We start from the raw sequence: 23,798 nt of genomic DNA on the forward strand, positions 1-23,798 counted from the left end.
TGCCATCCGGGCCCGGGACACCACCCCCACCACCAGCCACCCGCACCGGCTGGCCGTGACGGTGGTGTCCGAGCTCGGGACACCACCCTCAGCGCCAGCCGCCAGGTCCGAGCTGGCCGTGACGGTGGCATCCGGGCCCGGGACACCACCGTCAGCGCCAGCCGCCAGGTCCGGGCTGGCCGTGACGGTGGTGTTCGGGCTCGGGACACCACCGTCAACGCCAGCTGGGGGCGGCCGTGCGGCGTACCGGGAACTGGCATCGCTCCGGGCGACCCGCGGACCGCGTCCTCTGCAGCGGTCCGGACGGCGGCCGGCCCATTGGCCGGCGAGCCGAGCCGCCACACGCACCTGAACAGGGAAAAGCCGCCTGCCCGGAGGAGTCCCCACAACCTCCGGGCAGGCAGCGATCGAGGAACTACGGCAGCTCGTAGTTCTCGTTCAGCGCCGCCCCACGCTCCGGCTTGTACTGGTCGAACCCGCGCGGGTTGCACTGCAGCCCGCCGTTGATGCAGTGGCTGACCAGGGCGGCCAGCACCGCCGGATCCCAGGCGTTGTACACGTCGTAGTGGAACGAGTACCCTCGCCCGCTGGCGAAGTGGACGTTGGCCAGGTTGCCGCTGACCGGCCAGGCCATCTTGAACTCGATCATCGGGACGGCGACCGGGTGATCGGCCGGGCAGACGCCGACGATCGGGTACGCCATGTGGCTCTTGTGGTCCGGGGTGTCCAGGTGAATGCCGTCCCAGCAGCTCGGGGCCTGGAAGCGGACGTTGAGCTGGGAGCCGGCCACGCAGTTCGCCGGGATGTCCCAGTTGCGGGTGGAGTCGCCGCACTCGAAGCCCTCGACAGCGCCCGGGTGGTTGCGGAACTCGTCGAGCGTCGAGTTCGGGCTGCCGACCACGTAGCGCAGGCCGGGCGGGAACGGGCGGACGCTGGTGTAGTCGATCACGCCGCTCTTGTAGTAGATGACCTGCGGGCCGTCCGGCTGCACGGCGGTGGTGCCGTTGAACAGGGTCGGCATCCAGTAGCCGGTCTTGTCGCCCGGGGTGATGCAGGACGTGGTGCCGGACTGCAGCGAGGCGAGGGTGGTGCTGGCGTTGGTGGTGCGGTTGCCCATGAAGGTGTGCGAGTGCGAGGCACCGGGCAGGTTCGGGAAGACGATCGGGTCGTCGCCGAGGTTGGTCCGGCTGACCGAGCAGTTCGCCTGGAACTCGCGGTGGGTGACCGGCGGGTTCTGCGCGGGTGGCGTCGCGGTGGACGGGACCACGCCGGTGACCGGCGGATTCGCGTAGACGTAGCCCGGCCCGTCGGTGGGCGGCGGGGTGGCCGTCGACGTTCCGTAGACCTGGAACTCGTACAGCGAGTAGCCGTATCCGGTGCCGCGCTGGGTGCCGTACATCCGCACGTAGCGGCCGGAGCCGTTGACCGTGAGGGCCTGCTTGCCACCGGTCGCGGTGGTGGTGCTGTAGATGGTGGTCCAGGCGTTGCCGTCCGGCGAGGTCTGGATCTGGAAGGCCTTCGCGTACGCGGCCTCCCACTCCAGCTTGACCTGCGTGATCGTGGCGGTGGCGCCGAGATCCACGCGCAGCCATTGCGGGTCGGCCCACTGGCTGCCCCAGCGGGTGTCGGAGCGGCCGTCGACGGCGGCGATCGCCGGCGACTCGCCGTTCTCGGTGGACGAGGCGAGCGCCGGACGACCCTGGGACAGCAGCGAGTCGGCGGCATAGGCGGACTGGGTGACGGTCAGCACGGCGCTGAGCAGAGCGAGCGCCGCTAACGGCGCCAGCAGCTTCGTTTTGTGCACGGGGGATCTCCCAAGGTTCGGAGGACGGTACGTACGCTTGGAGAGCGCTTTCCAGTCAACGAGCAGGACCGGACTCCCGTCAATGGTTTGAGGTTCCGGAACGTGCCGAACCACCCATCGCACGCCACGGACGGAAAGCGCTCTCCTCCACGTGCTATAAACACCGCATGCAGAGCCAGCGGCTACCCACGCTCGAGGACGTAGCCCGCGTGGCGGGTGTCTCGCGGGCCACCGTCTCCCGTGTCGTCAACGGCATCCGCAACGTCGACCCGCAACTGCACGAGCTGGTCTGGAGCGCCGTCGAGCAGACCGGTTACGTGCCCAACCGGATGGCCCGCTCGCTGGTCACCCGCCGCACCGGCACGGTGGCCCTGGTCGTCTCCGACTCCGAGACGCACGACGACGACCCGTTCATGAGCCGGTTCTTCGCCGACCCCTACTTCGGCCGGATCGTCGGCGGCCTGATGAGCGTGCTGCGCCCGTCCACCACCCAGCTGGCTCTGCAGATGGTCGGCGCCGACGGCCACAAACGCCTGGTCGGCGACCTGCGCAACGGTCAGGCCGACGGCGCCGTGGTGCTCTCGTTGCCGGCCCGCGACCGGTTGCCCGGCCTGCTCGCCGAGGCCGGCATCCCGGCCGTACTGATCGGCCGGCCGGCCGAGCCGGTCCCGATCAGCTACGTCGACCTGGCCAACGAGACCGGCGCCGCGCTCGCCGCGGACCGCCTGGTCGCCCGCGGCTGCCAGCGGATCGGCATGATCTCCGGCCCCGCCGACGTGCCGGCCAGCCAGGACCGGATCACCGGTTTCCGGCGCGCGCTCGCCCGGCACGGGCACGCCTGGGTCCCCACGGTCAGCGGCAACTTCACCCAGGAGAGCGGTGAGCAGGCGATGCGCGCGCTGCTCGGCGCCCACCCCCAGCTCGACGGCGTCTTCGTGGCCAACGACCTGATGGCCCTCGGCGCCCTCCTCGTCCTGCGCGACGCCGGAAAGCGCGCGCCGGAGGACGTCGCGGTGGTGGGCTTCGACGACAGCAGCGCGGCCCTCGCGGCCCGCCCGGCCCTCACCACGGTCCGGCACCCGCTGGAGGACATGGCCGCCGAAGCCGCGAAACTCCTGCTCACCCGCATCGAGGAACCGTCGTCCCGGGTCAGCTCGGTGATCTACGAGCCGTCCCTGGTGGTCCGCCAGTCCGCCTGACCTCTCACGACCGCTCTCCGCGGCCGCCATTCGCAACGGTCCACTCGTCGAACACGCCCACACCGTTATCAGGGATGGCTCCCCTCGTCAGGCGTGCTCCCTCGTCGGGCACCGGCACCGCCTTGTCGGCACGGCCCCCTTGTCGGGCACGAGCACTCTTGTCGGGCACGGGCACCTTGTTGGGCACGGGCACCCCGAAGATCAAATTCTTTCTTTACGCAGGTCCGCTGGGGTGCGGATCGCATGCTCCCGCGCGGGCCGAGGGCGGCGATCTGGCCGCTGCGCGTCCAAAGCGATCGCCGCCCTCTTCGTTGTCCGCGGGTGGTTCCGCAAACCCACGCGAATCCCGCCTCGTTTCCGGTCCGCAACGCGCCCCAAGGCCGCGACCTGCGGCCGCCACGAGGCTCACCGACGAGGACGGCCCGCGTGCCGGAGCGGCGCGGTCGCGACCCGAGGCGGACCGGGCGGATGCTAGCGGCCCGCGTACCGGAAAGCAGCGGTCGTAACCCGAAGCGGGCCGCGCGGATGCCGGCGGCCCGCGTACCGGAAAGCAGCGGTTGTGAGTCCGGGCGGACCGGGCGGGCCTGGAGTGGGATGCATACGGGAGGGTAGGTGGCGGCGAGGACTTCCCGGCCTGCGGACTGTGACGTCACAGATACTTTCTAAAACCTATAGGGTCGATATAGATTAGGGGTGGTTGTCGGGAGAGACGGGCAGGCCAGCGCTTGTTCCGCCCGTCTTCGTGGCCGCCTGACCTGACTGTTTAGCCTTCAAGCGCACGCCCGACGGTAAGGAACCGCGCATGACCATCTCGCAGACGCCCGCGACGTTCGCCACCAACCAGGACCTGGATCCGATCCGGCTGCGGCAGGCGTTCGGCGTCTTTCCCAGCGGGGTCGTGGCCGTCGCGGCAGCTGTCGACGGGCGGCTCGTCGGGCTCGCGGCCAGCTCCTTCACGTCGGTGAGCATCGATCCCCCGCTGGTGTCGTTCTCCATCGCGAACACCTCGAAGACCTGGCCGGACCTGCGCCGTGCGGACCATCTCGGGGTGACCGTGCTGGCCGCGCACCACGACCAGATCTGCCGGCAGCTCGCCGGCACGGTGGAGCACCGGTTCGACGGCGTGCCCGTGTCGGTGAGCGACGACGGCGCGGTGACCATCGACGACGGGCTGGCCCGGTTCGACACCACGATCTACCGCGAGGTGGAGGCCGGCGACCACACCATCGTGCTGCTGAGCCTGCACGCCGTCGACCACCCGGTGGAGCGGGAGAGCCTGCAGTCCCCACTGGTGTTCCACAGATCCGCGTTCGGCCGCGTCGCCGCCGGCTGACCCCGCTCGCCCCGAGCCCTTTGGCTGGTCGTCAGGGTTGTCTCAACGCCGTTGAGACAACCCTGACGACCAGCCGGAACCACGACCGACGCCGGCCTGGGTCCAAGCGGACCAGGCCGTCAGGCGCTTGGCAGCCCGGTCCTAGACGAGGACAGGCTGAGGCTGCGCGGCAACGGGCTGGAGCTGCGCGGCAACGGGCTGAGCCAGCACAGCGGCGGGCTGAGGCTGAACGGCAACCGGCTGCAACTGCGCGGCAACAGGTTGAGGCAACACCGCAGCGGGCTGAGGCTGGACGGCAACCGGCTGCAACTGCGCGGCAGCGGGCTGAGGCTGAACGGCAGCGGGAGTCGGCAGCACCGCAGCAGGAGCCGGCAGCACCGCAGCAGGAACAGGCAGCACGGGAGCGGGAGGCGGCAGCACGGCGGCGGGAGGCGGCAGCACGGCGGCGGGTCCGGGGTGGGCGGGGACGGGCTGGGGGTGGGCGGCGGTCGCGGGCCAGGTGTGGGTGGCGGGGACCGACCAGGGCTGGGTGGCCGGGGCGAACCAGGGCTCGGCGGGACGGGAACGGAACAGCGGGCGCAGGTCGGTCGGGACCAGGTGGGCGAGCTGGGCCGGGCGGATGCCGCGGTCGGCGGTGTTGAGCTCGGCCAGTACGACACGGACCAGGAAGGCGGCGTCCGTGCTGTCCGCGTAGAGCCGCTCGGCGATCCGGGCCAGGAATCGGCGGACGTCGAGGATCTCGACGATCCGGCCGGGCTCCGGATGCGGCAGTCGTTCGCGCAACTCCTCCGGCAGCGCCGCGGTGAGCCGGCGGTAGGCCGGCGCCGGGAGCAGCTCACTCAGCACGCCGAGCACGGTCGTGACGACCCGGCGACTCTCGTTGCGCCCGTGCAGGCGCCCGTTCTGCTGGATCCGGGTGAGGAGATCGTCGTTGGTCATCTGGCGCCTCCCTGTGTCCCGCACGGCGCGCCCGTGCCGGGGGCGCCCTGTCTACCCGGCAGGATCCGATCCAAACGGGACTGTCAGCTAGTTAACCGATCAGCCAGGACAGATCAGGCGCACGATCCGCCCGGGTTAAGGTCAGAGCATTTTTCGGTACGCCCGGAGCAGCCGCCACCAGGCCGCCGGCCGCACCACTCGCGCCGCGGCCGGGGCGGGTGGCCGCTCGACGACGGCCGCGGCGGGACCGCTCCGGGCGTACCGAAAACTGGTCTTGATGGTGGATTCAGCCTTCGATGCCGGTGGCCGTGTGGGCGGCGCCGACCGGCTTGGACTGGGAGGAGCCGCGCTGGCGCAGGTAGATGGCGAGGATGGCCATGGAGGCGACGGCCAGGAGCTCGGACTGCCAGTTCTGCAGGGTGCGGTTCCAGAAGTCCGGGCTGGCCAGATAGTCCGTCCAGCTGACCGGGTCCGCCAGGTTGCCGAGCTGCTCCTCGTTGAACGCGGCGCGGCCGGCGATCGACTGGCCGGCCCAGGAGAGCACGAAGATCAGTCCCATCACCAGGCCGAGCGAGTTGGAGAACAGCCACAGGCGCAGGCCGCGGGCCCGGGCCCACTTCGGTGAGTCGGCGTCCGCGAACGCACCGATCTTCTGTTCGCGCTCGGTTTCCCGGCCCGGCTTGTCGAGTTCCTTGGACTCCGGGGACCCCTTCTGCAGAAGCCAGACGGTGAACCAGATGTACAGGAAGAACTGCAGGTATTCGGACTGCCAGTTCTCCAGGACGTCGACGCCGAAGCTGGCCGAGGTGAGGTAACGGCCCAGGCTGACCGGCGGCAGGCCCTCGGTGAGCTGCTGCTGGTTGAAGTCGGCGTGCCCGGCGAACGCCTGGCCGACCAGCACGATCAGGAACAGCAGGCCGAAGACCAGGCCGAGCGAGTTCTGCCGCAGGAACTGTCTCATCGCTGCAGCACCCCCAGAGCGGTGAAGTAGATCAGGCCGGCCGCGACGACCAGCAGGAGAAGGACGAAAAGGGCGCGCATGGTCAGCTCCCCTGCAGCGTGCAGTCGTAGGGCCGGTCGCCGCGCGGGGTGCAGCCGGCCGCCACCACCCGCCAGCCGTCGCGGAAGACCGCCAGGAACAGGGTGTCGTCGGCGAGCCGTACCTGAGCCCACTGGCCGTAAACGGCGGTGCCGATCAGCCTGCCCGGCTCGGGCAGGTCTTCGTCGAGGATCGCTTCCGGACACGGCTTGCCGGCCGACTCCTCCAGCTCCGCGGTGGTGTCCGGGGCGAGGGTGGCACAGGCCCGCACGCCGTCCTGGCTGGCGGCGGCGGCGAGCAAGCGGGTCGCCACGGCGGATGCCGCCTCCTCACGGTCCCCGACTGACCCGCAGGCCGCCAGCGGCAGGAGCGCGGCGGCGATGATCAAGGTCCGTTTCATGGTGCGCTGCATGCCCGGAAACGACCATTCTCAATCGCACGACGGCGCCGGACCAGCCTCGCGTGTGCGGGACTGATCCGGCGCCGTCGGGTGTGTCAGCTGCCGGAGATGACGCGCGTCAACTCTTGGAGATGGCGTCCATCAGGTCGCCGACCGGGCGGTCCGGCAGGGCCCGGGCCACGTCGGCCAGGGCTACCATGCCGACCAGGTCGTGGCCGTCGATGACCGGAAGCCGGCGCACCTGGTGCTGGCCCATGGTGCGCAGGATCTCCGCGGCGTCGTCGTCGGCTCCGATGGTGACCGGCTTGCCCTCCGCCAGCTCGCCGGCCGGGATGTCGGCCGGGTTGCGGCCCTTGGCGATCGCTTTCACCACGATGTCGCGGTCCGTGACAACGCCCTTGAGGCGATTGTCGTCGCCGCAGATCGGCAATGAACCGACATCCAAATCGGCCATTTTCCGCGCGGCGTCGGCCAATGTCTCGCGCTCGCTCACACAGACCGCGCCAGGAGTCATGATCTCACGTGCGGTGGGCATTTCTCCTCCTCTGGTTCAGTGGCACGGATATGGTTTCGGATACTCGGCACCGACCCGATCAGCCGGCCCGTCAGGAGCCGTCGCGGGCGGCCTGCCGGGTGTGCTCGGTGGCGTGCTGGGCGGAGTCGCGCGCCTGCTCCTTGGTGGTCTGGACCGCCTCCTGCGCGGTGCCCTTGACCTGCTCGGCGGCGTGCTGGACGGTGCCGGTCAGCTCGTCCTTCACCTCGCTGGCCAGGTCCTTGACCTGGTCGGTGAGGCCACCGCTGTTCTCCTTGAGCTGCTGCCCGGCGCGGCGCTCGGCCTCGGTGACCGGGATCAGCCCGGCGGCGAGCAGCCCGACGCCGAACGCGATCACGCCGGCGGCGAGGGGGTTGCCCTGGGTCTGCTGGGCGACCGCCCGGGGCGCTTCGCGCACCGTGCCGACCGCCTCGTGCGCCTTCTCGCCGGCCACGTCGCTCAACCGGGACGCCTTGTCCTGCACCGTGCTCACCGCTGACGAGGTGGAGTCACCCACCTGGGAAGCGCTACCCATGACCTTCTCCTTCACCGTGGTCCACCGCCGCTTCGCGACCCTGGTCGGGCTGGTCTTCTCGGCGAGCAGGTCGACGTCCCGGGTCAGCGACGCGCGGGTCTGCTCGATGTCCTGCCTCAGCCGGTCGGGTTCTTCAGCCATTGCGCGTCCTCCTTGAGGGTGTCGACGGTGCGCCGCGGCATCGGGTCCACGGTCTTGAGACGGTTCTTGCCGGTCACGTAGAGGACGGCCGCGACGACCGCCCAGATCGCGGCGACGATGAGGGCGGCCCAGCCGGCCGGCATGACGGCGTCCAGCCCGAACACCGCCGCGAGGCTGAGCAGCAGCACGGCCAGGTAGCCGGCGAATCCGGCACCGCCGAGCATGCCGGCCGCTTTGCCGGCCTTGGTGGCCTCCTGCTTGAGCTCCGCCTTGGCGAGTTCGACCTCCTGGCGGAACAGTTGCGACAGGTCGTCGCTGATGTTGCCGATCAGCTCACCGATCGACGTCTGCGCGACCCGATCCGAGTGGTCCGGGGGGACTGGGGTGGTCACGGCCGCGGCTCCCGGGTGCCGAGCGGGTACTCCTCGGGCAGCACGACAGGGGTTCCGGTGCCGGTCGAGGCGTACTCGGTGCCGGTCGCCGGGTAGTCAGTGCCGGTCGGCGTGTAGCCGGTGCCGGTGGACGCGTACTCGTTGCCGGTCGGCGCGTAGTCGGCGCCGGCGCCGGTCGTGGTGGCGTAGTCGCCGGCCGGCGGCACCGCCGGGGTCGCCGTGCTGTAGCTGTCCGAGAGCGGCTTGCGGTCGATCCCGCTCGCCGGTCCCGAGTCGGCCTTGGCCACGCTCTTGCCGAGCCGGCCGACCACGAAGCCGGCCGCGAGCGCCGTCGCCAGGAACGCGCCGGGGCGGCGCCGGGCGAAGTCCTGCACCTCGGCGAGGACGCCCTCGGGCCCGTGGTGGTCGAGGTAGTCGGCCAGCTGCCGGCCACCGTCGGCGACCCGGGACACCACGGTCGCGGCCGGGCTGCCGGAGCGGTCGCCACGCATCTCGTCGAGGTGGTCGGCGGTCTCCCGGATGGTGCCGACCAGCCGGTCGTTCTGGGCCCGGGCCTGCTCGCTGAGCTTGTCGCGCAGCTCGCCGGCGACGTTGCGGGCCTGCGCCCCGGCCTCGTGGCCGACACGCCGCACCTGCTCGGCCGCGGTGTCCTTCACTTCGGACACGGCCTGGCCGGCCGCCTGCTTTCCTTCCACGGCGACGTGCTTGGCCTGCGCCGACTTGTCACCGGAGGAATCATCCGGCGCATAGGCGCCGGTCGGTATCTGGCTCATGTCGCCTCCTGTAAACGGGTCATTCGCCAAACCAGATGCCCATCTACCGGAAAGTAAATCCAGCTATTTCTGGGGCATGATCTGGAAATCGTCGGGTATCCACGTTCTTTCGTTGCAAGAATTGCGCCGCCGGCGCCACCCGGCGCCATCGAGCAAGACTCATGTCTAAGCGCGCACGTCCGAGGGAACAGGCGCGTGGTGACCACCGATTCCGCACCGGGCAACCGCTGGCACGCGATGAGCGTCGCGCTGGTGGCCGGCTTCATGACCCTGCTCGACATCAGCATCGTGAACGTGGCGCTGCCGTCGATCCGCGCCGACCTGAACCTGGGCTCCGGCGAGCTGCAGTGGGTGCTCTCCGGGTACGCCCTCACCTTCGGCCTCCTGCTGGTCCCGGCCGGCCGGTACGGCGACGCCCGCGGCCGCCGCAACGTGTTCATCCTCGGCGTCGCCCTGTTCACCCTGGCCAGCGCCGCCGCCGGGCTGGCCACCAGCGCGCTCTGGCTGGTGATCGCCCGGCTGGTGCAGGGCGCCGCCGGTGGCATCGTCAACCCGCAGGTCTCCGGCCTGATCCAGGAGCTGTTCGAGCCGGCTGAGCGGGGCAAGCCGTTCGGGCTGCTGGGCGCCACGATCGGGGTGTCCACGGCGATCGGCCCCCTGCTGGGTGGCCTCCTCATCCAGGTGTTCGGGACGGCCGACGGCTGGCGGTGGATCTTCTACATCAACGTGCCGATCGGCCTGGTCGCCATCGCGCTGGCCACCCGCTGGATCCCGGCCCGGGCGCGCAAGGAACGCGAGACGCTGGACCCGGTCGGCGTGGTGCTGCTCGGGATCGGCGTGTTCCTGCTGCTGTTGCCGCTGGTGCAGGAACGGGAGTGGAGCGGCTCGGGCAAGTGGCTGCTGCTGGTGCCCGCCATCGCGGTGCTGGCCGGGTTCTGGGCCTGGGAGCGGCGGTTCAGCCGGCACGCCACGTCGGTGATCGACCTGGAGCTGTTCCGGGTCCGGTCGTACTCGCTCGGCACCCTGGTCGGGGTGCTCTACTTCGGCGGCTTCACCTCGATCTTCTTCACCTACACGCTGTTTTTGCAGAACGGGCTGCACTACTCCGCGCTGCAGGCCGGGCTGGCCATCACGCCGTTCGCGCTCGGGTCGGCGGTGACCTCCGCGCTGGGCGGGCGCAAGGTGGGCCAGATCGGCCGTACGCTGGTGGTCGCCGGCCTGGCCACGGTCGCCGCCGGTCTGGCCGGCACGATCGTGGCGCTGCAGGTGGTGACCGGTTCCGCGGCCGGCTGGGCCACCGTCTTCCCGCTGCTGATCGCCGGTCTGGGCAGCGGCCTGGTGATCAGTCCGAACCAGACGATCACGTTGTCCGAGGTGCCGGTGCGGCGGGCCGGCAGCGCGGCGGCGGTGCTGCAGACCGGGCAGCGGATCGGCACCGCCGTCGGGATCGCCGGGGTGGGCGCGGTGTTCTTCAACCGGCTCGCCCACCACCAGGGGGACTGGGGGCTGGCGTTCCGTACGTCGCTCGCGGTGACGATCGCCTTCGTGGCGGCGGCGTTGATCGCGGCGCTGGCCGACGTGCGGGCCTCCCGCGTGGACGCTCGCGTATGAATCGCGCTGAGCGCCGCGTTCAAGCGGGAGCGCGGGCGGAGCCCGCAGGACTGTCGGCGCGAGGCCGCGGCCGGCTACCCCTGAGCCACGGCGTCGCCGGGTGGTGATCCGTCAGGCGGCGGGCACGGTGACGGCCACCGTGCCGGAGCGCGTGTTCTTGGCCTGGTACATCGCCTCGTCCGCCGCCGCGACGATGCCGTGGCAATTCACCGCCGAGCTGCAGGCGATACCCACGCTGCCCCTGATCGGCGTGCCGTCCGGAGCCCGCAACAGTGCCATCCGGTCCAGCAGGCGCTGGGCGACGCCCTCGGCGGTGCCGAGGTCCGTGTCGACGAGCAGGATGACGAACTCGTCGCCGGCCAGGCGGCAGGGCAGGTCGCCGGGCCGGGCCGCCTCGCGCAGCGCCCCGGCGACGTTCACCAGCACCTCGTCGCCGGCCGCGTGGCCCAGCCGGTCGTTGATCCGCTTGAAGCCGTCGAGGTCCAGGAAGATCACGGCGGTCTCGGAGGCCCGGCCACTCGACGCTTCCAGCCGGGCGGTGAACATCGCCCGGTTCGGCAGGCCGGTGAGGGAATCGTGCTCGGCGAGGTACTGCAGCCGGTCCTTCAGCGCGTGCAGCCGGGCGCTACGCCAGGCGAGCACCTCACCGACGGTCAGGTACAGCGGAATCGTGTAGCTGATCGAGGCCAGGTCGGAGGAGGAGGCGCCGTCGGCGAGCAACGGCGCGATGTAGGCGACCAGCAGGAACGGGGCCATCTTGAGGCTGGTGCCGCGCGGTTCGCACAGGCCGAGCCAGATGAACACCACGAAGAAGAACATCCCGTACCGGAAGGCGTCCATGCCCGCGGTGATGTTGTGCAGCGCGATGAGCGCCATCGCACCCGGGGCGATGGCCAGCCGCGCCCCGTCGGGTATCCGGGCCCACGGCAGCCGCATCCCGATCAGCCCGAAGGCAACGGCGGCCACCGCCACGAGCATGACGAGCCCGGGCCGGAACTGCGGGGGCGTCGGGAACAGCACGGTGATGAAGGTGTAGAGCCCACAGAGCAGGAACAGCATGCTCACGGTGTATCCGCTGACGACAGCGGGCAGCACGTCGTCGGTGAGGCCGATCGACCGCCACGCTCGTTTCACCCGATCCGCTACCCGGTGCTGAGGCATACGGGTCCTATCGGCACCGTCCAGGCCGAATCAAGCAGGACCACGCCGTCCGTAGGGTGGGGAGATGAGTGCTGGGGAGTCCCCGCTGGCCGGGGTGCGGCGGGAGATCGACGCGATCGACGGGGAGCTGGTCCGGCTGCTGGCGGCACGGGAGGTGCTGGTGCGGCGGGCCGGGGCGTTGAAGCGGGACGAGCAGGCGGTGCGGGCTCCGGGGCGCGTCGAGGAAGTGATCGCCAAGGTGCGCGGGCTGGCCGCGGAGTCCGGGGCCTCACCGGAGGTGGTCGAGCGGGTCTACCGGGCGATGATCGGGGCGTTCGTCGACCTGGAGCTGGCCCAGCATCGCGCCGACCGGCGCCCCTGACGATCGGACGGCCGCGTCCGACCCGCGCGGGAGGGGGCCGCGGGCTGGTTGGTCACACCCGATGGGCAGCGGGATCGAGCCCGGCATAGCCTGGCGGGGTACCGACCAGCAGGAGGAAAGATGCAGCGCAGGACCGACCTCATCGAGGACTTGATGAGCCGTTTCCCGCATGTTCCGCGGGAAGCGGTGATCAAGGAGGATCTGCTGCGTGGTGGCCTGGCGTTCGACGACGCGGCGCTGACCGACAACGAGAACGGGGACGTCAAGCCGAAGTCGTACTTCATCTTCTCGTTCGATCACCGGACGCTGCCTGAGCTGGGTGAGGCGGCGCTGCGGCGGCCGCCGGAGGAGATCGTGCTCACCGGCGGGCCCTATGATCTGCGTCGCACCGTGGTCTCGGTGCGGACGAACCCGTCGTCGCCGTACCGGGTCAAGCCGGACGCCGACGGGCGGCTGAAGCTCTTCCTGGACGACCGGCCGATCGCCGAGGTGGGCCTCCCGCCGATGCCCGACTACTACCGGCACACCCTCGCCAACGGCAAGCAGGTGATGGAGGTGGCGCCGACGATCCAGTGGGGCTACCTCGTCTACCTGACCGTCTTCCGGGTGTGTCAGTACTTCGGCGCCAAGGAGGAGTGCCAGTACTGCGACATCAACCACAACTGGCGGCAGCACAAGGCGGCCGGGCGGCCCTACACCGGGGTGAAGCCGGTGGACGAGGTGCTCGAGGCGCTCGCGATCATCGACGAGCACGACACGCTCAAGACGTCGCACGCCTACACGCTGACCGGTGGCAGTGTCACCTCCCAGGTGGGCGGCAAGACCGAGGCGGACTTCTACGGGCAGTACGCGCAGGCCATCGAGGAGCGGTTCCCCGGCCGCTGGATCGGCAAGGTGGTCGCGCAGGCACTCCCGAAAGCGGACGTGCAGCGCTTCAAGGACTACGGGATCCAGATCTACCACCCGAACTACGAGGTGTGGGACAAGCGGCTCTTCGAGCTGTACTGCCCGGGCAAGGAGCGCTATGTCGGCCGCGAGGAGTGGCACCGGCGCATCCTCGACTCCGCCGAGGTGTTCGGCCCGCGCAACGTGATCCCCAACTTCGTGGCCGGCATCGAGATGGCCGAGCCGTTCGGCTTCACCAGCGTCGACGAGGCGATCGACTCGACCACCGAGGGCCTGGAGTACTTCATGTCCCGGGGCATCACGCCACGCTTCACCACCTGGTGCCCGGAGCCGACCACGCCGCTGGGCAAGACCAACCCGAACGGCGCGCCGCTGGAGTACCACATCCGGCTGCTGGAGGCGTACCGGGCGACCATGGAGGCCAACGGCCTGACCAGCCCGCCGGGGTACGGTCCGGCCGGCGCCGGGCGAGCGGTCTTCTCGGTCAGCTCGTTCATGGACAGCCTGCCCGCCGAGGACTGAGCCCGACCACGCCTTCCGGGGTGGCCGCCCGCACGGGTGGCCACCCCGTTCGCGTACCGGAAAGCTCTGTGGACTGTCGCAACCGGCCGGCAACCGCGCGCCAACCGCCGTACGGAATCCGCAGGCGGTCGCAACCCGGCCGCAACCCGGCGGCGAAATCGCGCGCCGGATGTCCGGTTCCGCCGGAACCACGCTCCTGATCCGCAACCCTGCTGCCCTCAGCCAAGCCCTGCAACCCGGGCGAAACCCGCCGATCGAAGCGGGCGTCCCCGAGAAGCAACCTGGCGAGAGGCACCTCATGAGCATCCGGAACCGCGCGACGGCCCTGGCCTCCACGATTCTCGCTTCCTCGCTGCTGTTCGGCTCGGTGCTCGCGGCCTCCCCGGCGCGGGCCGCCGACGCGACAACGGTCACGACCGTCGCCCCCACCCTGGCCAGCCGGCTGGCCGCGGTGAAGGTCGCCAAGACCATCAACTACTACCCGTCGGACGCCGGCTGGTCGGCCATGTGGACCGGCTTCGACCCGGTCGCCATCGACGCGGACCTGGCGACGGCCGCCACGCTCGGTGCCGACAACGTGCGGGTCATCGTCTTCCCGGACACCTTCGGTTACCCGGCGCCGCAGGTCGAGTACACCGAGAAGCTGCGCAAGTTCATCAGCATCGCCGAGTCCCACGGCATGACTGTCAAGATCACCCTCTTCGACTGGTGGGCGGGCTACAGCGACGCGGCCCGCAGCATCGGCTGGGCGAAGGCGATCCTGGACCCCTACAAGGACGACCCGCGCGTCCTCGCGGTCGAGCTGAAGAACGAGTTCCAGCCGTCCGACGCCGACGCGATCGCCTGGGTCCGCCAGGTCATCCCGGCCGTCCGGGCCGCCGCCCCGGCCATGCCGCTGACCCTCTCGGTCGACGGCGGCACCGGCGCCACCGGCATGGCCAGCATCAAGGCCGCGCTGGTCAGCACCCCGCTCGACTACTACGACTTCCACTTCTACGGCAACTCGGAGCGCTCGCTCGCCGAGATCCGCAAGGCGCAGGCGGCGGTCTCCCCGGCCCCGATCGTGATCGGCGAGACCGGCATCAGCAGCGGCGCCACCAGCGAGGGCGAGCAGGCGCTGTACCTGGCCCGGGTGTTCCGCGCGGCGACCGAGGCGGGCGTCGGCTCGGTCGCCCCGTGGACGCTCAACGACTTCTCGGCCGGCGCCATCCCGTCGAACTCGACCGTCTCGACGATCCCGGCGCAGTACACCTTCGGCCTGTACCGCGCCGACGGGTCGGCCAAGCTCGCCGCCTCCGTGGTCCGCACCGCCTGGACGACCGGCACCGTGCCGAACACCTTCCTCAACCTCGGCTTCGAGGCCGCCGACATCGACTCGCCGTGGAAGCAGAACCTGCCGCAGGCCGGCGCCGGCGTGGTCACCAGCGAGATGCCGCGCCTCGGCGCCCGCTCCCTCAAGTTCTCCGGCACCACCCGGACCAGCGCGGGCCTGCCCTCGATGCGCGTCGCGCCGATCACCCCGGTGCAGCCGGGCTACAAGTGGCGCGCCGAGGCGTTCGCCCGCGGCTTCAACGCGACCGGGATCACCGAGATCTCGCTGAGCTGGTTCGACGCGACCGGCAAGTGGATCAGCGAGAGCACCTCGAACCGGCTGCCGGTCGGGAACACCACCTGGACGAAGCTGGTGGTGGACACCGTGGCGCCGGCGGGTGCGGCAGCGGTCCAGCTGCACCTGAAGAACGCCGACAACACCGGCACCGTCTACTTCGACGACGTCGCGATCTCCTGATCTCCCCCGGCCGCTTAGGGTGCGTCAGTGGATGCCAAGACGGACGAACTGCGGGACGCGCACGACGCACTCGCCGACTTCTACGTGACGTATCTGGACGGGCAGCTCGCGGGCGATCCGATCGAACGCTCGATGCTCGACCTGTTCAGCGAGCTGACTCTGGCCGGCGGGAAGGACGTCGCCGACATCGGCTGCGGGACCGGTCGTCTCCTGCCCTACCTGCGGGATCGCGGCCTGACGCCGCGCGGGGTCGACCTCTCCCCCGGCATGATCGAAACGGCCCGGCGGGATCACCCGGAGTTCCCCAGCGAGGTGGCCGACCTGCGTGACCTGCCCTTTCCGGACGCCTCGCTGGACGGCGCCGTCTGCTGGTACTCGCTGATCTTTCTGGCCCCGGAGGCGCGGGAGGCCGCGTTCAGCGAGCTGGCCAGGGTGGTCAAGCCCGGCGGGTTCCTGGTCACCGCGTTCAAGGACGGTGACGGCACCCGGCGGCGCGGCGGGCGCGCCACCGGCACCGGGGTCGAGTTCGACACCTACTGGCTGTCCGCTCGGGAGATGGCGGAACGGTTCACGGCGGCGGGCTTCACCAAGGTCTTCCTGGGCAGCCGGCCGTTCGAACCGGTCCCGGCCGGATACCTACTGGTCCAGCGGAACGGGTAGCCGCCTGTTCGGGCGGCGCCGTTCAGGTGGCCGGCCAGGAAACTCGGTAGATGGCGCCGGCCAGGTCGTCACTGACGTAGATGGCCTGGTCGGGGCCCTGCACCGCCATCACCGGGCGGCCCCAGCGGTTGCCGTTCTCGTCCTGGAAACCGGACAGCAGCGTCTGCTGCGGTCCGAGCCCCCCGTCCTTCCAGGCGAAGAACGACACCTCGGGCGCCCGCGGCGGCTTGCGGTTCCACGAGCCGTGAATGCCGACGAGGGCGCCTTTGCCATAGGGCGCCGGCAGCCCCGGCTCGGTCGCGAAGCTCAGCCCGAGCGGGGCCGAGTGCGCACCCATCGCCTGCTCCACCGGCGGCAACGAAGCGCAGTCCAGCCGCTTGCCATCCGCGTTGAGCTGGACGTCCCGGTCGAACGCCAGGTCGGTGTCCGGGTTGCAGAACGGCCACCCCAGATCCCGTCCCTGGGTCAGTCTCGCCAGCGGCTCCACCGGGTGATCGTTCACGTACTTGGTCTTGACCTTGCCGTCGGCCGGATCGGCGATGTTGTCCCGGTTGTTGACAGCGGTCCAGACGGCGCCGTCCGGGGCGATCGCCAGCCCGGTGCCGTTGCGCACGCCGTGGGCGAAGGTGACCGGCGTGCCGCCACCGGGCGGCGCCTTCAGGATGGTGGCGCGCTCCGGCCTGGCGTCCCGGTCCTCCACCGAGACGTTGCCGGTCGAGCCGACCGAGACGTAGATGGACCCGTCCGGCCCGACAGCGACGCTCTTGAGCGCGTGCGCGTAGGCGCCGCCGAGCTCGGGGCTCTTCGCATCGGGCAGGCCGGCGACGACCACCTTCTTGCGGAGGACCTTGCCGTCCGCGTACGGGAAAGTGTCGACCTGATCGCTCTCGGCCAAGTACAGGGTGTCGCCGACGAAGTCCAGGCCGTGCGGCTGGTTCAGCCCTTCGACCAGCGTCTGTTGCGCCGGGGCGCCGCCGGTCGGGGCCGGGGTCAGCTCCAGCACGTCACCGAACTTGGGCCGGGACACCAGCAGCCGCCGGTCCGGGGTCCAGGCCAGCAGCCGGGCGCCGGGGATCCGGGCGAACAGCGAGACCGACCAGCCGGCCGGCACCCTCATCCGGTGCCCGTCGGAGCCCACTGTGGTCTCGACCAGGCCGCCGGCCTCGACGGGTTCCTCCGTCGGCTTCCCGGTGGGCTGGTCCGCCGGTTTCTCCGCCTCTGTGGACGAACACGCGACAAGGGTCAACCCCAGGACACCGGCCACCAGCGCACGCATCGCTCTCGTCACCCCCGCGACCCTACCCGGTGAGCGCGGCCGGTCCCGGTCACCGCACCGCCGCCGCCTCCACCCGCGCCGTTCCGCGCCGCCACCTCCACCGCGGGTCCGTGTGCCCGCGCCGCACCGCCGTCCCCGGTCGCCGTTCGGCGGGCTGACCTCGGGTTCCGCGGGCTGGGAAGGGTGATCGCGTAAGCTTGGCGGTTGCGCCCGCACCAGGAGGAACACTCGATGACCATCTACGGCCCCGGCGGTGTCGACGTCCGGGATCGCCGCCGCCTGCACCCCGGCGTGCTAGCGCTCGTCGCCGTCGCCGGCGTCATCGTGGTGGCGGCGGTGGGATACTTCGTGTTCCGCTCGCCCTCGGACCCGGCGGCGCACCTCCCGGCGGCGGCATCACCGCCCGCCGCACCGGCGACCACCACGCCCGCGCCGTCGCCGTCCGAGTCGCCGAGCCCGACGGCACCCGCCGGCGTCGCCACCGGCACCTGGCTGGTCACCCTCGCCGACGACGAGGACAGTTACCTGGTCACCGACGGTGAATACGCCGAGATGTCCGACGAACCCGCACCGCTGACCGTGGTCCCCGGCCTCGCCGACGACACGTGCGTCTCCTTCCGGAACGACAGCGGCGCCTACCTGCGGCACTACGATTACCGGCTGCGTTTCGACCAGCGGGACGACGCCGACCTGTTCCGCAAGGACGCCACCTTCTGCCCGGAGGACGACCAGCCCGCCGGCACGTTCCGGCTGCGGTCCAAGAACTACCCGGACTACTTCCTCCACCAGCGGGACGACGACTCCCTCTACATCGACAAACCGGACGGCGACGCCGACGACTTCGTGGAGGAGAGCTCCTTCAGCCTTCGCTCGCCCGCGACCCCGTGACCCCGGCGGGGCGGCGGATCTCGCCGGCGAATCGCGGAAGACCGGCCTTGGCCTCGACTCGCCGCGGGAAGGGCCGGGGCACCGGTGGACCACTCCCGTCATCGCTGGCCGCTGGGGATCTGTTGCTGGATCACTCGCCCTCCGGTGAGCACTTCACCGAGGCGGGCGCGCAGATCGACAAGTGGCTGGGAATGACGAAGCGCCTCGTCCTCCCGTCGTACCGGTAGACGACTTCGACACCTCTCTTGCTCGTCTTACCATTGCCGACGACATCGAACCCGATCTGGAATTCGACAGCCACGTCGTCGCTGTGCCGGGAGTTCTGCACCACCAGGTCACGGGGGTCGCGGCCACCAGAGTTGTCATGGCTCGCCGGCGGGAACCCGTTGTCCTGCTGGAACCATCCCGTCTGATGACCCGCGGGGAGCATGTCGGGCACCACCCTGGCCAGCACTCCGACGACGCGCAGGGTCGTCCCGTTGTCCAGCAGCGGCGTAACCGAGACAATCGTGATAGGTCCCGCAATCTTCGGCGAGATCCGCAGGTAGTTGAGCCCGTCGGTGAATCGCGTACCTACCGATTTTGATCCCGACCAGCCATACGGTTGCATTTCCGCCGTGTCCAACTCGTCACCGGGTGGAGCGTATGCGGCCTCGCCGGGAGGCTGCTGGCGGTGCCGCACCACGATGGCAAACGCCGCAGCAGTGGCGACAGTCGCCACAAGGATCACCGCCGGCGCGCGTTTGATTTTGGGTGCCAACGTCAGCTCCGTATGTATTTCCCGCCCCGATGCGGTAGGCGAGTCACCGTCGAAGATGCCGGTCGGCGTCCGGAAGCCCGGCACGCCCACCCGGCGACAAGGCGAATCGGCTGTGGTTTCAGGGTCGTGGTGCTGACCTCGGACAGCAGTCGACTCACGAAGGCACCCCTCTCGGCTGAGTGGAAACCGGCCGCGCCATGCCGCGGATTTCCATGAACCTAAGCAGGCGATACCCGCGCGTGGAGCCACTTCGGCGAATCAGCCAGACGCGGCACCCCGCCTTACCGCAGGTTCCACTGCGCGCTGAGCGTGCTGCCGCCGACGGGAAGCGCGATGTACAACCGGGTCAGCCCGCCGTCAGGTCGACCTCCCAGCCCGGTTCGAGCCGCGGCGGGCCAGCGGACGGTGGCAAGCCGGTCGCGGCCGGTACGCCAAGACCGGAGATCAGGACGGGTACGGCAGGGAACGCGCGCGGTCCTCGGCGAGGCTAGCGAGCCGGACCAGCTCGGCCGTCCCGATCACCGGGTCCGCGCTGGACAGCCAGATCACCGCACGCGGCGTCAGGTAGACGATCTCGCTGCTCCCGCCCCGGGTGCGTTGCATGGTGACCGGCCGCCCGTTCAGCACGGTGAGCGTGGCGAACCCGCAGCCGCCGGCGGCTCGCTCGTAGGTGGCCGGGAAGGAACTGTCCGGCGCGTAGAGCACCAGTTGCTCCCGCACCCTGCCCAGCGTGACCGAGAGCCAGGCGCGGCCGCCGAGAGCGTACAGCCCGTTCTCCGCGATCCAGGGGAAGGCCTCGCACCGGTCCGGCCGCGTCGCGACGCCACCGCACCGCTCGGCGGGCAGCACCACGAATCGGCTGACGGTGGTGCCGGCGGCCGGCCCGAGGTCGGCGGCGCGCAACGTGACGCCGGGCGGCGGGGACGTCTCCAGGCCGCAGAAGGTGGCCGGTGAGGCGGCGGCGGTGACCGGCGCGGCCGGCCGCGCCGGCTGGTCAGCGCACCCGGTGAGCAGCAGGGCGACGGCCGTCGCGACGGCCGCGCGGTTGGCTGACATCCGTTGTCCTGACCCCGGTCCGGTGAACCAGCAGAGCGTACCGGGAAGCGCCGTGACCACCCTCACCCCGGCGGCGGGCATCGGGACGGCCCGACGGCACCTGCTGTTCATCCACGGCGGCTAACCTCGCGCGAATCGCCTCATATCCCGACGGAGTCGCGCGTACCCGCCATGCCATCACGCCCGCACCGCACCCTCAGCCACCTCGCCGCCGTCCTGCTCCTGCTGGTCACCACGAGCTGCGCGGCGGCGAAGACCCCGGCCGGCAGCCCGAGCGCGAGCGGCTCCGCAGCCGTCCCGAGCGCTCCCGTCCTGCCGGCCGCGCCGGACACCGAGTCGGCACCACGGCGGAAGCCGAACATCGTCTTCGTCCTCACCGACGACCTGTCGACCGATCTGGTGCAGTACATGCCCAGCGTGCTCGCCCTGCGGCAGGAGGGCACCACGTTCACCAACTACACGGTCACCGACTCGCTCTGCTGCCCGTCCCGCGCGTCGATCCTCAGCGGCGACTACCCGCACAACACCGGCATCGTGAAGAACAACGGCTCCGACGGCGGGTTCAAGCTCTTCCACGCTCGCGGCGAGGAGAACTCCACGCTCGCCACCGACCTGAAGTCGGCCGGTTACCGGACGGCGTTCTACGGCAAGTACATGAACGAGTACTGGCCACGGGCGACGTTCGACGGCGGCAAGTCGTTCTACGTGCCGCCGGGCTGGGACGAGTGGGCCGTCGGCGGTGACGCGTACCGGGGCTTCGACTACGAGCTGAACGAGAACGGAAAGGTCCGCGAGTACGGCAGCCGGCCGCAGGACTACCTCACCGACGTGCTCTCGGCGAAGGCGCAGAACTTCATCACCACCTCGGCGGCCGCCGGGCAGCCGTTCATGCTCGAGGTGGCCACGTTCACGCCGCACCTGCCGTACACCCCCGCGCCGCGGGACGCCCACGCGTTCCCGGGCCTGACCGCGCCGCGAGGCCCGGCCTGGGACACCGTGCCGTCCGACGCGCCGCCCTGGCTGCTCCACCACTCCCCGATGCCGGCGTGGGAGAAGAAGATGATCGACAGCAGTTTCCGCAAGCGGGTCCAGTCGGTCCAGGCGATCGACCGGATGCTGGCCGCGCTGCGGGCGACGCTCACCACCGCCGGGGTGGCCGGCGACACGACGGTGATCTTCAGTTCGGACAACGGCTACCACCTGGGCGAGCACCGGCTGAACCCGGGCAAGATGACAGCCTTCGAGACCGACGTCAAGGTGCCGCTGATCGCCGCCGGGGCCGGGGTGAAGCCCGGGCACACCGTCGAGGCGCCGGCGGAGAACGTCGATCTGCGCCCCACCTTCGCCGACCTGGCCGGCCTCCCGGCGAACCCGAAGGTCGACGGCCGCAGCCTCAAGCCGCTGCTCGCCGGGACGACCCCGCACCAGTGGCGGACCACCGCCCTGATCGAGCACAGCGACCCGGCCACCGACCCGAAAGACCCCGACTACAACCGCTACTCGGAGAACATCCCGCCCTCCTACGACGCGCTGCGCACCCCGGCGTTCACCTACGTCGAATACGTGGACGGCAGCCGGGAGTTCTACGACCTGCGCGCCGACCCGGACCAGATGCACAACCTGGCGGGTGGCCTGGATCCGGGACGCCTCACCGAGTTGCACCGGGCCCTGCACGCGCTGAACACCTGCGCCGGCGCCGCCTCCTGCTGGGCCGCCGGCCGGCTGCTCGAGGAGGGCCCGGCCAACTGACGAACCGGGGCACGCCGGGGGGTGACGGCCTGTGGGAGGATCGATCGAAGAGGTGATGAACATGCGAACTCGGCTGCGGCGTCTACGACTCGGCCCGCGGATCTTCACCTGGTGCGCCGAGATCCACCACCTTCAGGGCAGCGCCGACTGTCACCGCTGTGTCCGGGTGCGGGCGTGGGGCTCGGGCAAGACCGGTCAGGCGTTGCAGGCCGATCTGATGTCGACATTTCTCGGGCCGTGGGGTGCGTGCACCACCGATGGGTCGTACCCCACCTCGGGCGCCGTTCGAGGACTGGTCACCTACGGGCTGCGGCACGGTTGGCAGCCGGAGCGACGGGGCGGCGTCTTCGCGCTGACCGAGGCGCGGCACGCCGGCACCTTGCCCCTCACGGGCTTCCTGCTCACCGATCGCTTGCGGACACCGCACGGCGCCGATCCGTCCGAGCGGCTGTTCGCCGCCTTCCAGCTCCGGCAGGACACCTGAGTCGCGGGAGGTGGCCTACGTCGTATCCCACGAAGCCACTGCCCACTGACGCGCTGGGCAGGATCGCGGAGCATTTCCGGCTGGGGCGGGTGGCGGCGTGCCGGCCGGTGGCCACCGGGGTGATGAACCTCAACTGGCGGGTGACCACCGACCGCGGGGACTTCGCCGTCAAGCGGGTCACCGATCGCTCGCCGGAGGCATACCGGGCCGCTCAGGAGATGCTCCCGCGGCTGGCCGGGCTGGGCTTTCCGGTCCCGGTTCCGCGCTGGACCGGAGAGGGCTCCGCCCTCCTGCAGATCAATGGCTTTCGGTACGGCGTGAGCGAATGGCTGCCCGGCGCGCACCCGTCCGGCAGCGAACTGGACGCGGCGGCGTGCGTGTCCCTGGGCGACCTGGTCGGACGCCTGCACCTGGCGCTGACCGGGCTCTGCCCGCCCGCCCCGGCCAGTCAGCCCGACGTGCCGGCGGACGCCTGCCGGACGCGTGCCGAGCTGCGACGATACGCCGCGATGGCGGCTCGGCGGCACGGCGAGTTCGACAGGCTCGCGGCCGCCGAGATCGACCGGCGCCTGGCGCTGCTGGACACCGTCGCCGCCCGGCGCCCGCCGGAAGCGGACCTGGCGCCGTGCGGCTGGACCCACGGCGACCTGCAACCGCTGAACCTGCTGATGGACCGCGGCCGGGTCACCGGGGTGCTCGACTGGGACCGGCTCGGCGTACGGCCGTACGGGCTGGAGGTGCTCCGGACCGTGACGATCATGTTCAGTGGCGGCGGGCGGACGGCGCTGGACCTGGAGCGGGCGGCCGCGTTCGTGCGGGGCTACCGGGCTCGGGTGCCGATCACCGCCGGGCAGCTCGCCGACGCCGCCGATCGCCGGTGGTGGACCCTGGCGACCGAGACCTGGCAGCTCAGACGGCACTACGAGGACGGGGACGACCGGTGCGACCGGCTGTTCACCACGCGCGGCACGTTCCTGCACTGGTGGTCACGGCACCGCGCCGACCTACGGGAAATGCTGTCGGCATCGGCGGCCTGGCCGGCGCGGTGACCCCGGCGGGCCGCGGATCGGCCGGATCGGGTCAGCGGGACGCTGTCGCGGCCACCGGGTCGAAGTCGTCGCGGGCCTCCGGGTAGTGCGCCTCGAAGGCGGCCGGGATCATCAGGCCGTCCGGATCGAGGTCGCGGAATTCGTCGTCGAGGCGCTGCTCGTCCTGGCGGGAGATGGCCGCCGCCGGGATGTCCCGCAGCAGCCGGCCCAGCCCGTGCAGGCCGAAGTACTCGGCGGACGCCGCGGCGGCCAGCAACTCGGCGGGCGCGAAGCGGCCCGCCGTGACCGCCGCGCCGCTGTGCAGCAGCACCCCGTGGACCTGCAGCAGCCTGCTCAGGTGCCGGTCACCGACGCCGGTGCCGTCGTCGGCGCAGGCCCGGTTCCACACCTTGTCGACGTCCCGCATCTCCCGATGATCGCGCGCCGGGCAGGCCGAGGT

24 protein-coding genes are annotated in these 23,798 nt (G+C 71.0%); 11 read left to right on the top strand and 13 right to left on the bottom strand.

Features of this window, described 5'->3' with window-relative positions; genetic code table 11:
• Positions 1-415: 415 nt before the first annotated feature.
• A complete protein-coding gene (locus Actob_RS27500; protein ID WP_284914728.1) occupies positions 416-1,804 on the bottom strand; it encodes a DUF1996 domain-containing protein in 1,389 nt (462 codons plus the stop codon).
• Positions 1,805-1,971: 167 nt separating this feature from the next.
• Between Actob_RS27500 and Actob_RS27505 the strand changes: the two genes are divergently transcribed.
• Positions 1,972-3,003, top strand: coding sequence for a LacI family DNA-binding transcriptional regulator (locus Actob_RS27505; protein WP_284914729.1), 1,032 nt, complete (start codon positions 1,972-1,974; stop codon positions 3,001-3,003).
• An 802-nt stretch (positions 3,004-3,805) separates the two neighbouring features.
• Positions 3,806-4,336 carry a flavin reductase family protein gene (locus Actob_RS27510; protein ID WP_284914730.1) on the top strand — a complete coding sequence of 177 codons (531 nt, stop codon included), beginning with the start codon at positions 3,806-3,808 and terminating at the stop codon, positions 4,334-4,336.
• A gap of 141 nt (positions 4,337-4,477) precedes the next feature.
• Here the strand turns inward: Actob_RS27510 and Actob_RS27515 are convergent, their stop codons facing one another.
• From Actob_RS27515 to Actob_RS27545, 7 genes are all read right to left on the bottom strand, one after another.
• Positions 4,478-5,275 carry a DUF2267 domain-containing protein gene (locus tag Actob_RS27515; protein WP_284914731.1) on the bottom strand — a complete coding sequence of 266 codons (798 nt, stop codon included), beginning with the start codon at positions 5,273-5,275 and terminating at the stop codon, positions 4,478-4,480.
• 286 nt (positions 5,276-5,561) lie between these two features.
• Entirely contained in the window at positions 5,562-6,236 is a 675-nt protein-coding gene (locus Actob_RS27520) for a DUF6766 family protein (RefSeq protein ID WP_284914732.1), read from the bottom strand.
• A gap of 82 nt (positions 6,237-6,318) precedes the next feature.
• Positions 6,319-6,714, bottom strand: a complete 396-nt coding sequence (locus tag Actob_RS27525) for a hypothetical protein (RefSeq protein ID WP_284914733.1) — start codon at positions 6,712-6,714, stop codon at positions 6,319-6,321.
• Positions 6,715-6,832: 118 nt separating this feature from the next.
• Positions 6,833-7,249: a CBS domain-containing protein gene (locus Actob_RS27530; RefSeq protein ID WP_284914734.1), complete on the bottom strand. Its 417-nt coding sequence runs from the start codon at positions 7,247-7,249 to the stop codon at positions 6,833-6,835.
• A 70-nt stretch (positions 7,250-7,319) separates the two neighbouring features.
• Entirely contained in the window at positions 7,320-7,922 is a 603-nt protein-coding gene (locus tag Actob_RS27535; protein ID WP_284914735.1) for a DUF3618 domain-containing protein, read from the bottom strand.
• The gene (locus tag Actob_RS27540) at positions 7,898-8,314 is read right to left on the bottom strand and encodes a phage holin family protein (protein ID WP_284914736.1); all 417 of its coding nucleotides are present in this window, start codon (positions 8,312-8,314) and stop codon (positions 7,898-7,900) included. Before Actob_RS27540 ends, Actob_RS27535 begins: the two co-directional genes overlap by 25 nt.
• The gene (locus tag Actob_RS27545; protein ID WP_284914737.1) at positions 8,311-9,087 is read right to left on the bottom strand and encodes a hypothetical protein; all 777 of its coding nucleotides are present in this window, start codon (positions 9,085-9,087) and stop codon (positions 8,311-8,313) included. Before Actob_RS27545 ends, Actob_RS27540 begins: the two co-directional genes overlap by 4 nt.
• A gap of 195 nt (positions 9,088-9,282) precedes the next feature.
• On the opposite strand from Actob_RS27545, the gene Actob_RS27550 reads away from it, so the two are divergent.
• On the top strand, positions 9,283-10,698 hold the full coding sequence (locus Actob_RS27550; protein WP_456319228.1) for an MFS transporter: 1,416 nt from the start codon (positions 9,283-9,285) through the stop codon (positions 10,696-10,698).
• 111 nt (positions 10,699-10,809) lie between these two features.
• On the opposite strand, the gene Actob_RS27555 is transcribed toward Actob_RS27550, so the two are convergent.
• The gene (locus Actob_RS27555; RefSeq protein WP_284914738.1) at positions 10,810-11,832 is read right to left on the bottom strand and encodes a GGDEF domain-containing protein; all 1,023 of its coding nucleotides are present in this window, start codon (positions 11,830-11,832) and stop codon (positions 10,810-10,812) included.
• A gap of 91 nt (positions 11,833-11,923) precedes the next feature.
• On the opposite strand from Actob_RS27555, the gene Actob_RS27560 reads away from it, so the two are divergent.
• The 4 genes from Actob_RS27560 (at position 11,924) to Actob_RS27575 (ending at position 16,097) form a co-directional block, all read left to right on the top strand.
• Positions 11,924-12,220 carry a chorismate mutase gene (locus Actob_RS27560; RefSeq protein ID WP_284914739.1) on the top strand — a complete coding sequence of 99 codons (297 nt, stop codon included), beginning with the start codon at positions 11,924-11,926 and terminating at the stop codon, positions 12,218-12,220.
• 120 nt (positions 12,221-12,340) lie between these two features.
• Positions 12,341-13,648 carry a radical SAM protein gene (locus Actob_RS27565; RefSeq protein ID WP_284914740.1) on the top strand — a complete coding sequence of 436 codons (1,308 nt, stop codon included), beginning with the start codon at positions 12,341-12,343 and terminating at the stop codon, positions 13,646-13,648.
• Positions 13,649-13,946: 298 nt separating this feature from the next.
• Positions 13,947-15,437, top strand: coding sequence for a glycoside hydrolase 5 family protein (locus tag Actob_RS27570; protein ID WP_284914741.1), 1,491 nt, complete (start codon positions 13,947-13,949; stop codon positions 15,435-15,437).
• A 27-nt stretch (positions 15,438-15,464) separates the two neighbouring features.
• Positions 15,465-16,097, top strand: a complete 633-nt coding sequence (locus Actob_RS27575) for a class I SAM-dependent methyltransferase (protein WP_284914742.1) — start codon at positions 15,465-15,467, stop codon at positions 16,095-16,097.
• Positions 16,098-16,119: 22 nt separating this feature from the next.
• Here the strand turns inward: Actob_RS27575 and Actob_RS27580 are convergent, their stop codons facing one another.
• Complete coding sequence (locus Actob_RS27580) at positions 16,120-17,385, bottom strand: PQQ-dependent sugar dehydrogenase (RefSeq protein WP_284914743.1); 1,266 nt, start codon at positions 17,383-17,385, stop codon at positions 16,120-16,122.
• Positions 17,386-17,604: 219 nt separating this feature from the next.
• Here Actob_RS27580 and Actob_RS27585 point away from each other — a divergent pair, with 219 nt between their 5' ends.
• The gene (locus tag Actob_RS27585) at positions 17,605-18,261 is read left to right on the top strand and encodes an AbfB domain-containing protein (RefSeq protein ID WP_284914744.1); all 657 of its coding nucleotides are present in this window, start codon (positions 17,605-17,607) and stop codon (positions 18,259-18,261) included.
• Between the two features lie 130 nt (positions 18,262-18,391).
• On the opposite strand, the gene Actob_RS27590 is transcribed toward Actob_RS27585, so the two are convergent.
• Positions 18,392-19,111 (bottom strand): hypothetical protein, encoded by a 720-nt coding sequence (locus Actob_RS27590; RefSeq protein WP_284914745.1) that lies wholly within the window; start codon positions 19,109-19,111, stop codon positions 18,392-18,394.
• A 354-nt stretch (positions 19,112-19,465) separates the two neighbouring features.
• The gene (locus Actob_RS27595; RefSeq protein ID WP_284914746.1) at positions 19,466-20,077 is read right to left on the bottom strand and encodes a hypothetical protein; all 612 of its coding nucleotides are present in this window, start codon (positions 20,075-20,077) and stop codon (positions 19,466-19,468) included.
• Between the two features lie 171 nt (positions 20,078-20,248).
• Between Actob_RS27595 and Actob_RS27600 the strand changes: the two genes are divergently transcribed.
• The 3 genes from Actob_RS27600 (at position 20,249) to Actob_RS27610 (ending at position 23,359) form a co-directional block, all read left to right on the top strand.
• Positions 20,249-21,826 (top strand): sulfatase family protein, encoded by a 1,578-nt coding sequence (locus Actob_RS27600; RefSeq protein ID WP_284914747.1) that lies wholly within the window; start codon positions 20,249-20,251, stop codon positions 21,824-21,826.
• Positions 21,827-21,887: 61 nt separating this feature from the next.
• Positions 21,888-22,310 carry an integrase gene (locus tag Actob_RS27605; RefSeq protein ID WP_284914748.1) on the top strand — a complete coding sequence of 141 codons (423 nt, stop codon included), beginning with the start codon at positions 21,888-21,890 and terminating at the stop codon, positions 22,308-22,310.
• A gap of 107 nt (positions 22,311-22,417) precedes the next feature.
• On the top strand, positions 22,418-23,359 hold the full coding sequence (locus Actob_RS27610) for a phosphotransferase (protein ID WP_284914749.1): 942 nt from the start codon (positions 22,418-22,420) through the stop codon (positions 23,357-23,359).
• A 31-nt stretch (positions 23,360-23,390) separates the two neighbouring features.
• Here the strand turns inward: Actob_RS27610 and Actob_RS27615 are convergent, their stop codons facing one another.
• Entirely contained in the window at positions 23,391-23,765 is a 375-nt protein-coding gene (locus Actob_RS27615; protein WP_284914750.1) for a hypothetical protein, read from the bottom strand.
• Between the last annotated feature and the right edge of the window lie 33 nt (positions 23,766-23,798).

Source organism: Actinoplanes oblitus (assembly GCF_030252345.1).
GTDB classification, from domain to species: Bacteria; Actinomycetota; Actinomycetes; order Mycobacteriales; family Micromonosporaceae; genus Actinoplanes; species Actinoplanes oblitus.

Excerpts from the sequence above, each read along its gene's own strand:
- Actob_RS27505 (WP_284914729.1), top strand. The coding sequence starts at position 1,972 with ATGCAGAGCCAGCGGCTACCCACGCTCGAGGACGTAGCCCGCGTGGCG.
- Actob_RS27510 (WP_284914730.1), top strand. The coding sequence starts at position 3,806 with ATGACCATCTCGCAGACGCCCGCGACGTTCGCCACCAACCAGGACCTG.
- Actob_RS27515 (WP_284914731.1), bottom strand. The coding sequence starts at position 5,275 with ATGACCAACGACGATCTCCTCACCCGGATCCAGCAGAACGGGCGCCTG.
- Actob_RS27520 (WP_284914732.1), bottom strand. The coding sequence starts at position 6,236 with ATGAGACAGTTCCTGCGGCAGAACTCGCTCGGCCTGGTCTTCGGCCTG.
- Actob_RS27525 (WP_284914733.1), bottom strand. The coding sequence starts at position 6,714 with ATGAAACGGACCTTGATCATCGCCGCCGCGCTCCTGCCGCTGGCGGCC.
- Actob_RS27530 (WP_284914734.1), bottom strand. The coding sequence starts at position 7,249 with ATGCCCACCGCACGTGAGATCATGACTCCTGGCGCGGTCTGTGTGAGC.
- Actob_RS27535 (WP_284914735.1), bottom strand. The coding sequence starts at position 7,922 with ATGGCTGAAGAACCCGACCGGCTGAGGCAGGACATCGAGCAGACCCGC.
- Actob_RS27545 (WP_284914737.1), bottom strand. The coding sequence starts at position 9,087 with ATGAGCCAGATACCGACCGGCGCCTATGCGCCGGATGATTCCTCCGGT.
- Actob_RS27560 (WP_284914739.1), top strand. The coding sequence starts at position 11,924 with ATGAGTGCTGGGGAGTCCCCGCTGGCCGGGGTGCGGCGGGAGATCGAC.
- Actob_RS27565 (WP_284914740.1), top strand. The coding sequence starts at position 12,341 with ATGCAGCGCAGGACCGACCTCATCGAGGACTTGATGAGCCGTTTCCCG.
- Actob_RS27570 (WP_284914741.1), top strand. The coding sequence starts at position 13,947 with ATGAGCATCCGGAACCGCGCGACGGCCCTGGCCTCCACGATTCTCGCT.
- Actob_RS27585 (WP_284914744.1), top strand. The coding sequence starts at position 17,605 with ATGACCATCTACGGCCCCGGCGGTGTCGACGTCCGGGATCGCCGCCGC.
- Actob_RS27595 (WP_284914746.1), bottom strand. The coding sequence starts at position 20,077 with ATGTCAGCCAACCGCGCGGCCGTCGCGACGGCCGTCGCCCTGCTGCTC.
- Actob_RS27600 (WP_284914747.1), top strand. The coding sequence starts at position 20,249 with ATGCCATCACGCCCGCACCGCACCCTCAGCCACCTCGCCGCCGTCCTG.
- Actob_RS27605 (WP_284914748.1), top strand. The coding sequence starts at position 21,888 with ATGCGAACTCGGCTGCGGCGTCTACGACTCGGCCCGCGGATCTTCACC.
- Actob_RS27615 (WP_284914750.1), bottom strand. The coding sequence starts at position 23,765 with ATGCGGGACGTCGACAAGGTGTGGAACCGGGCCTGCGCCGACGACGGC.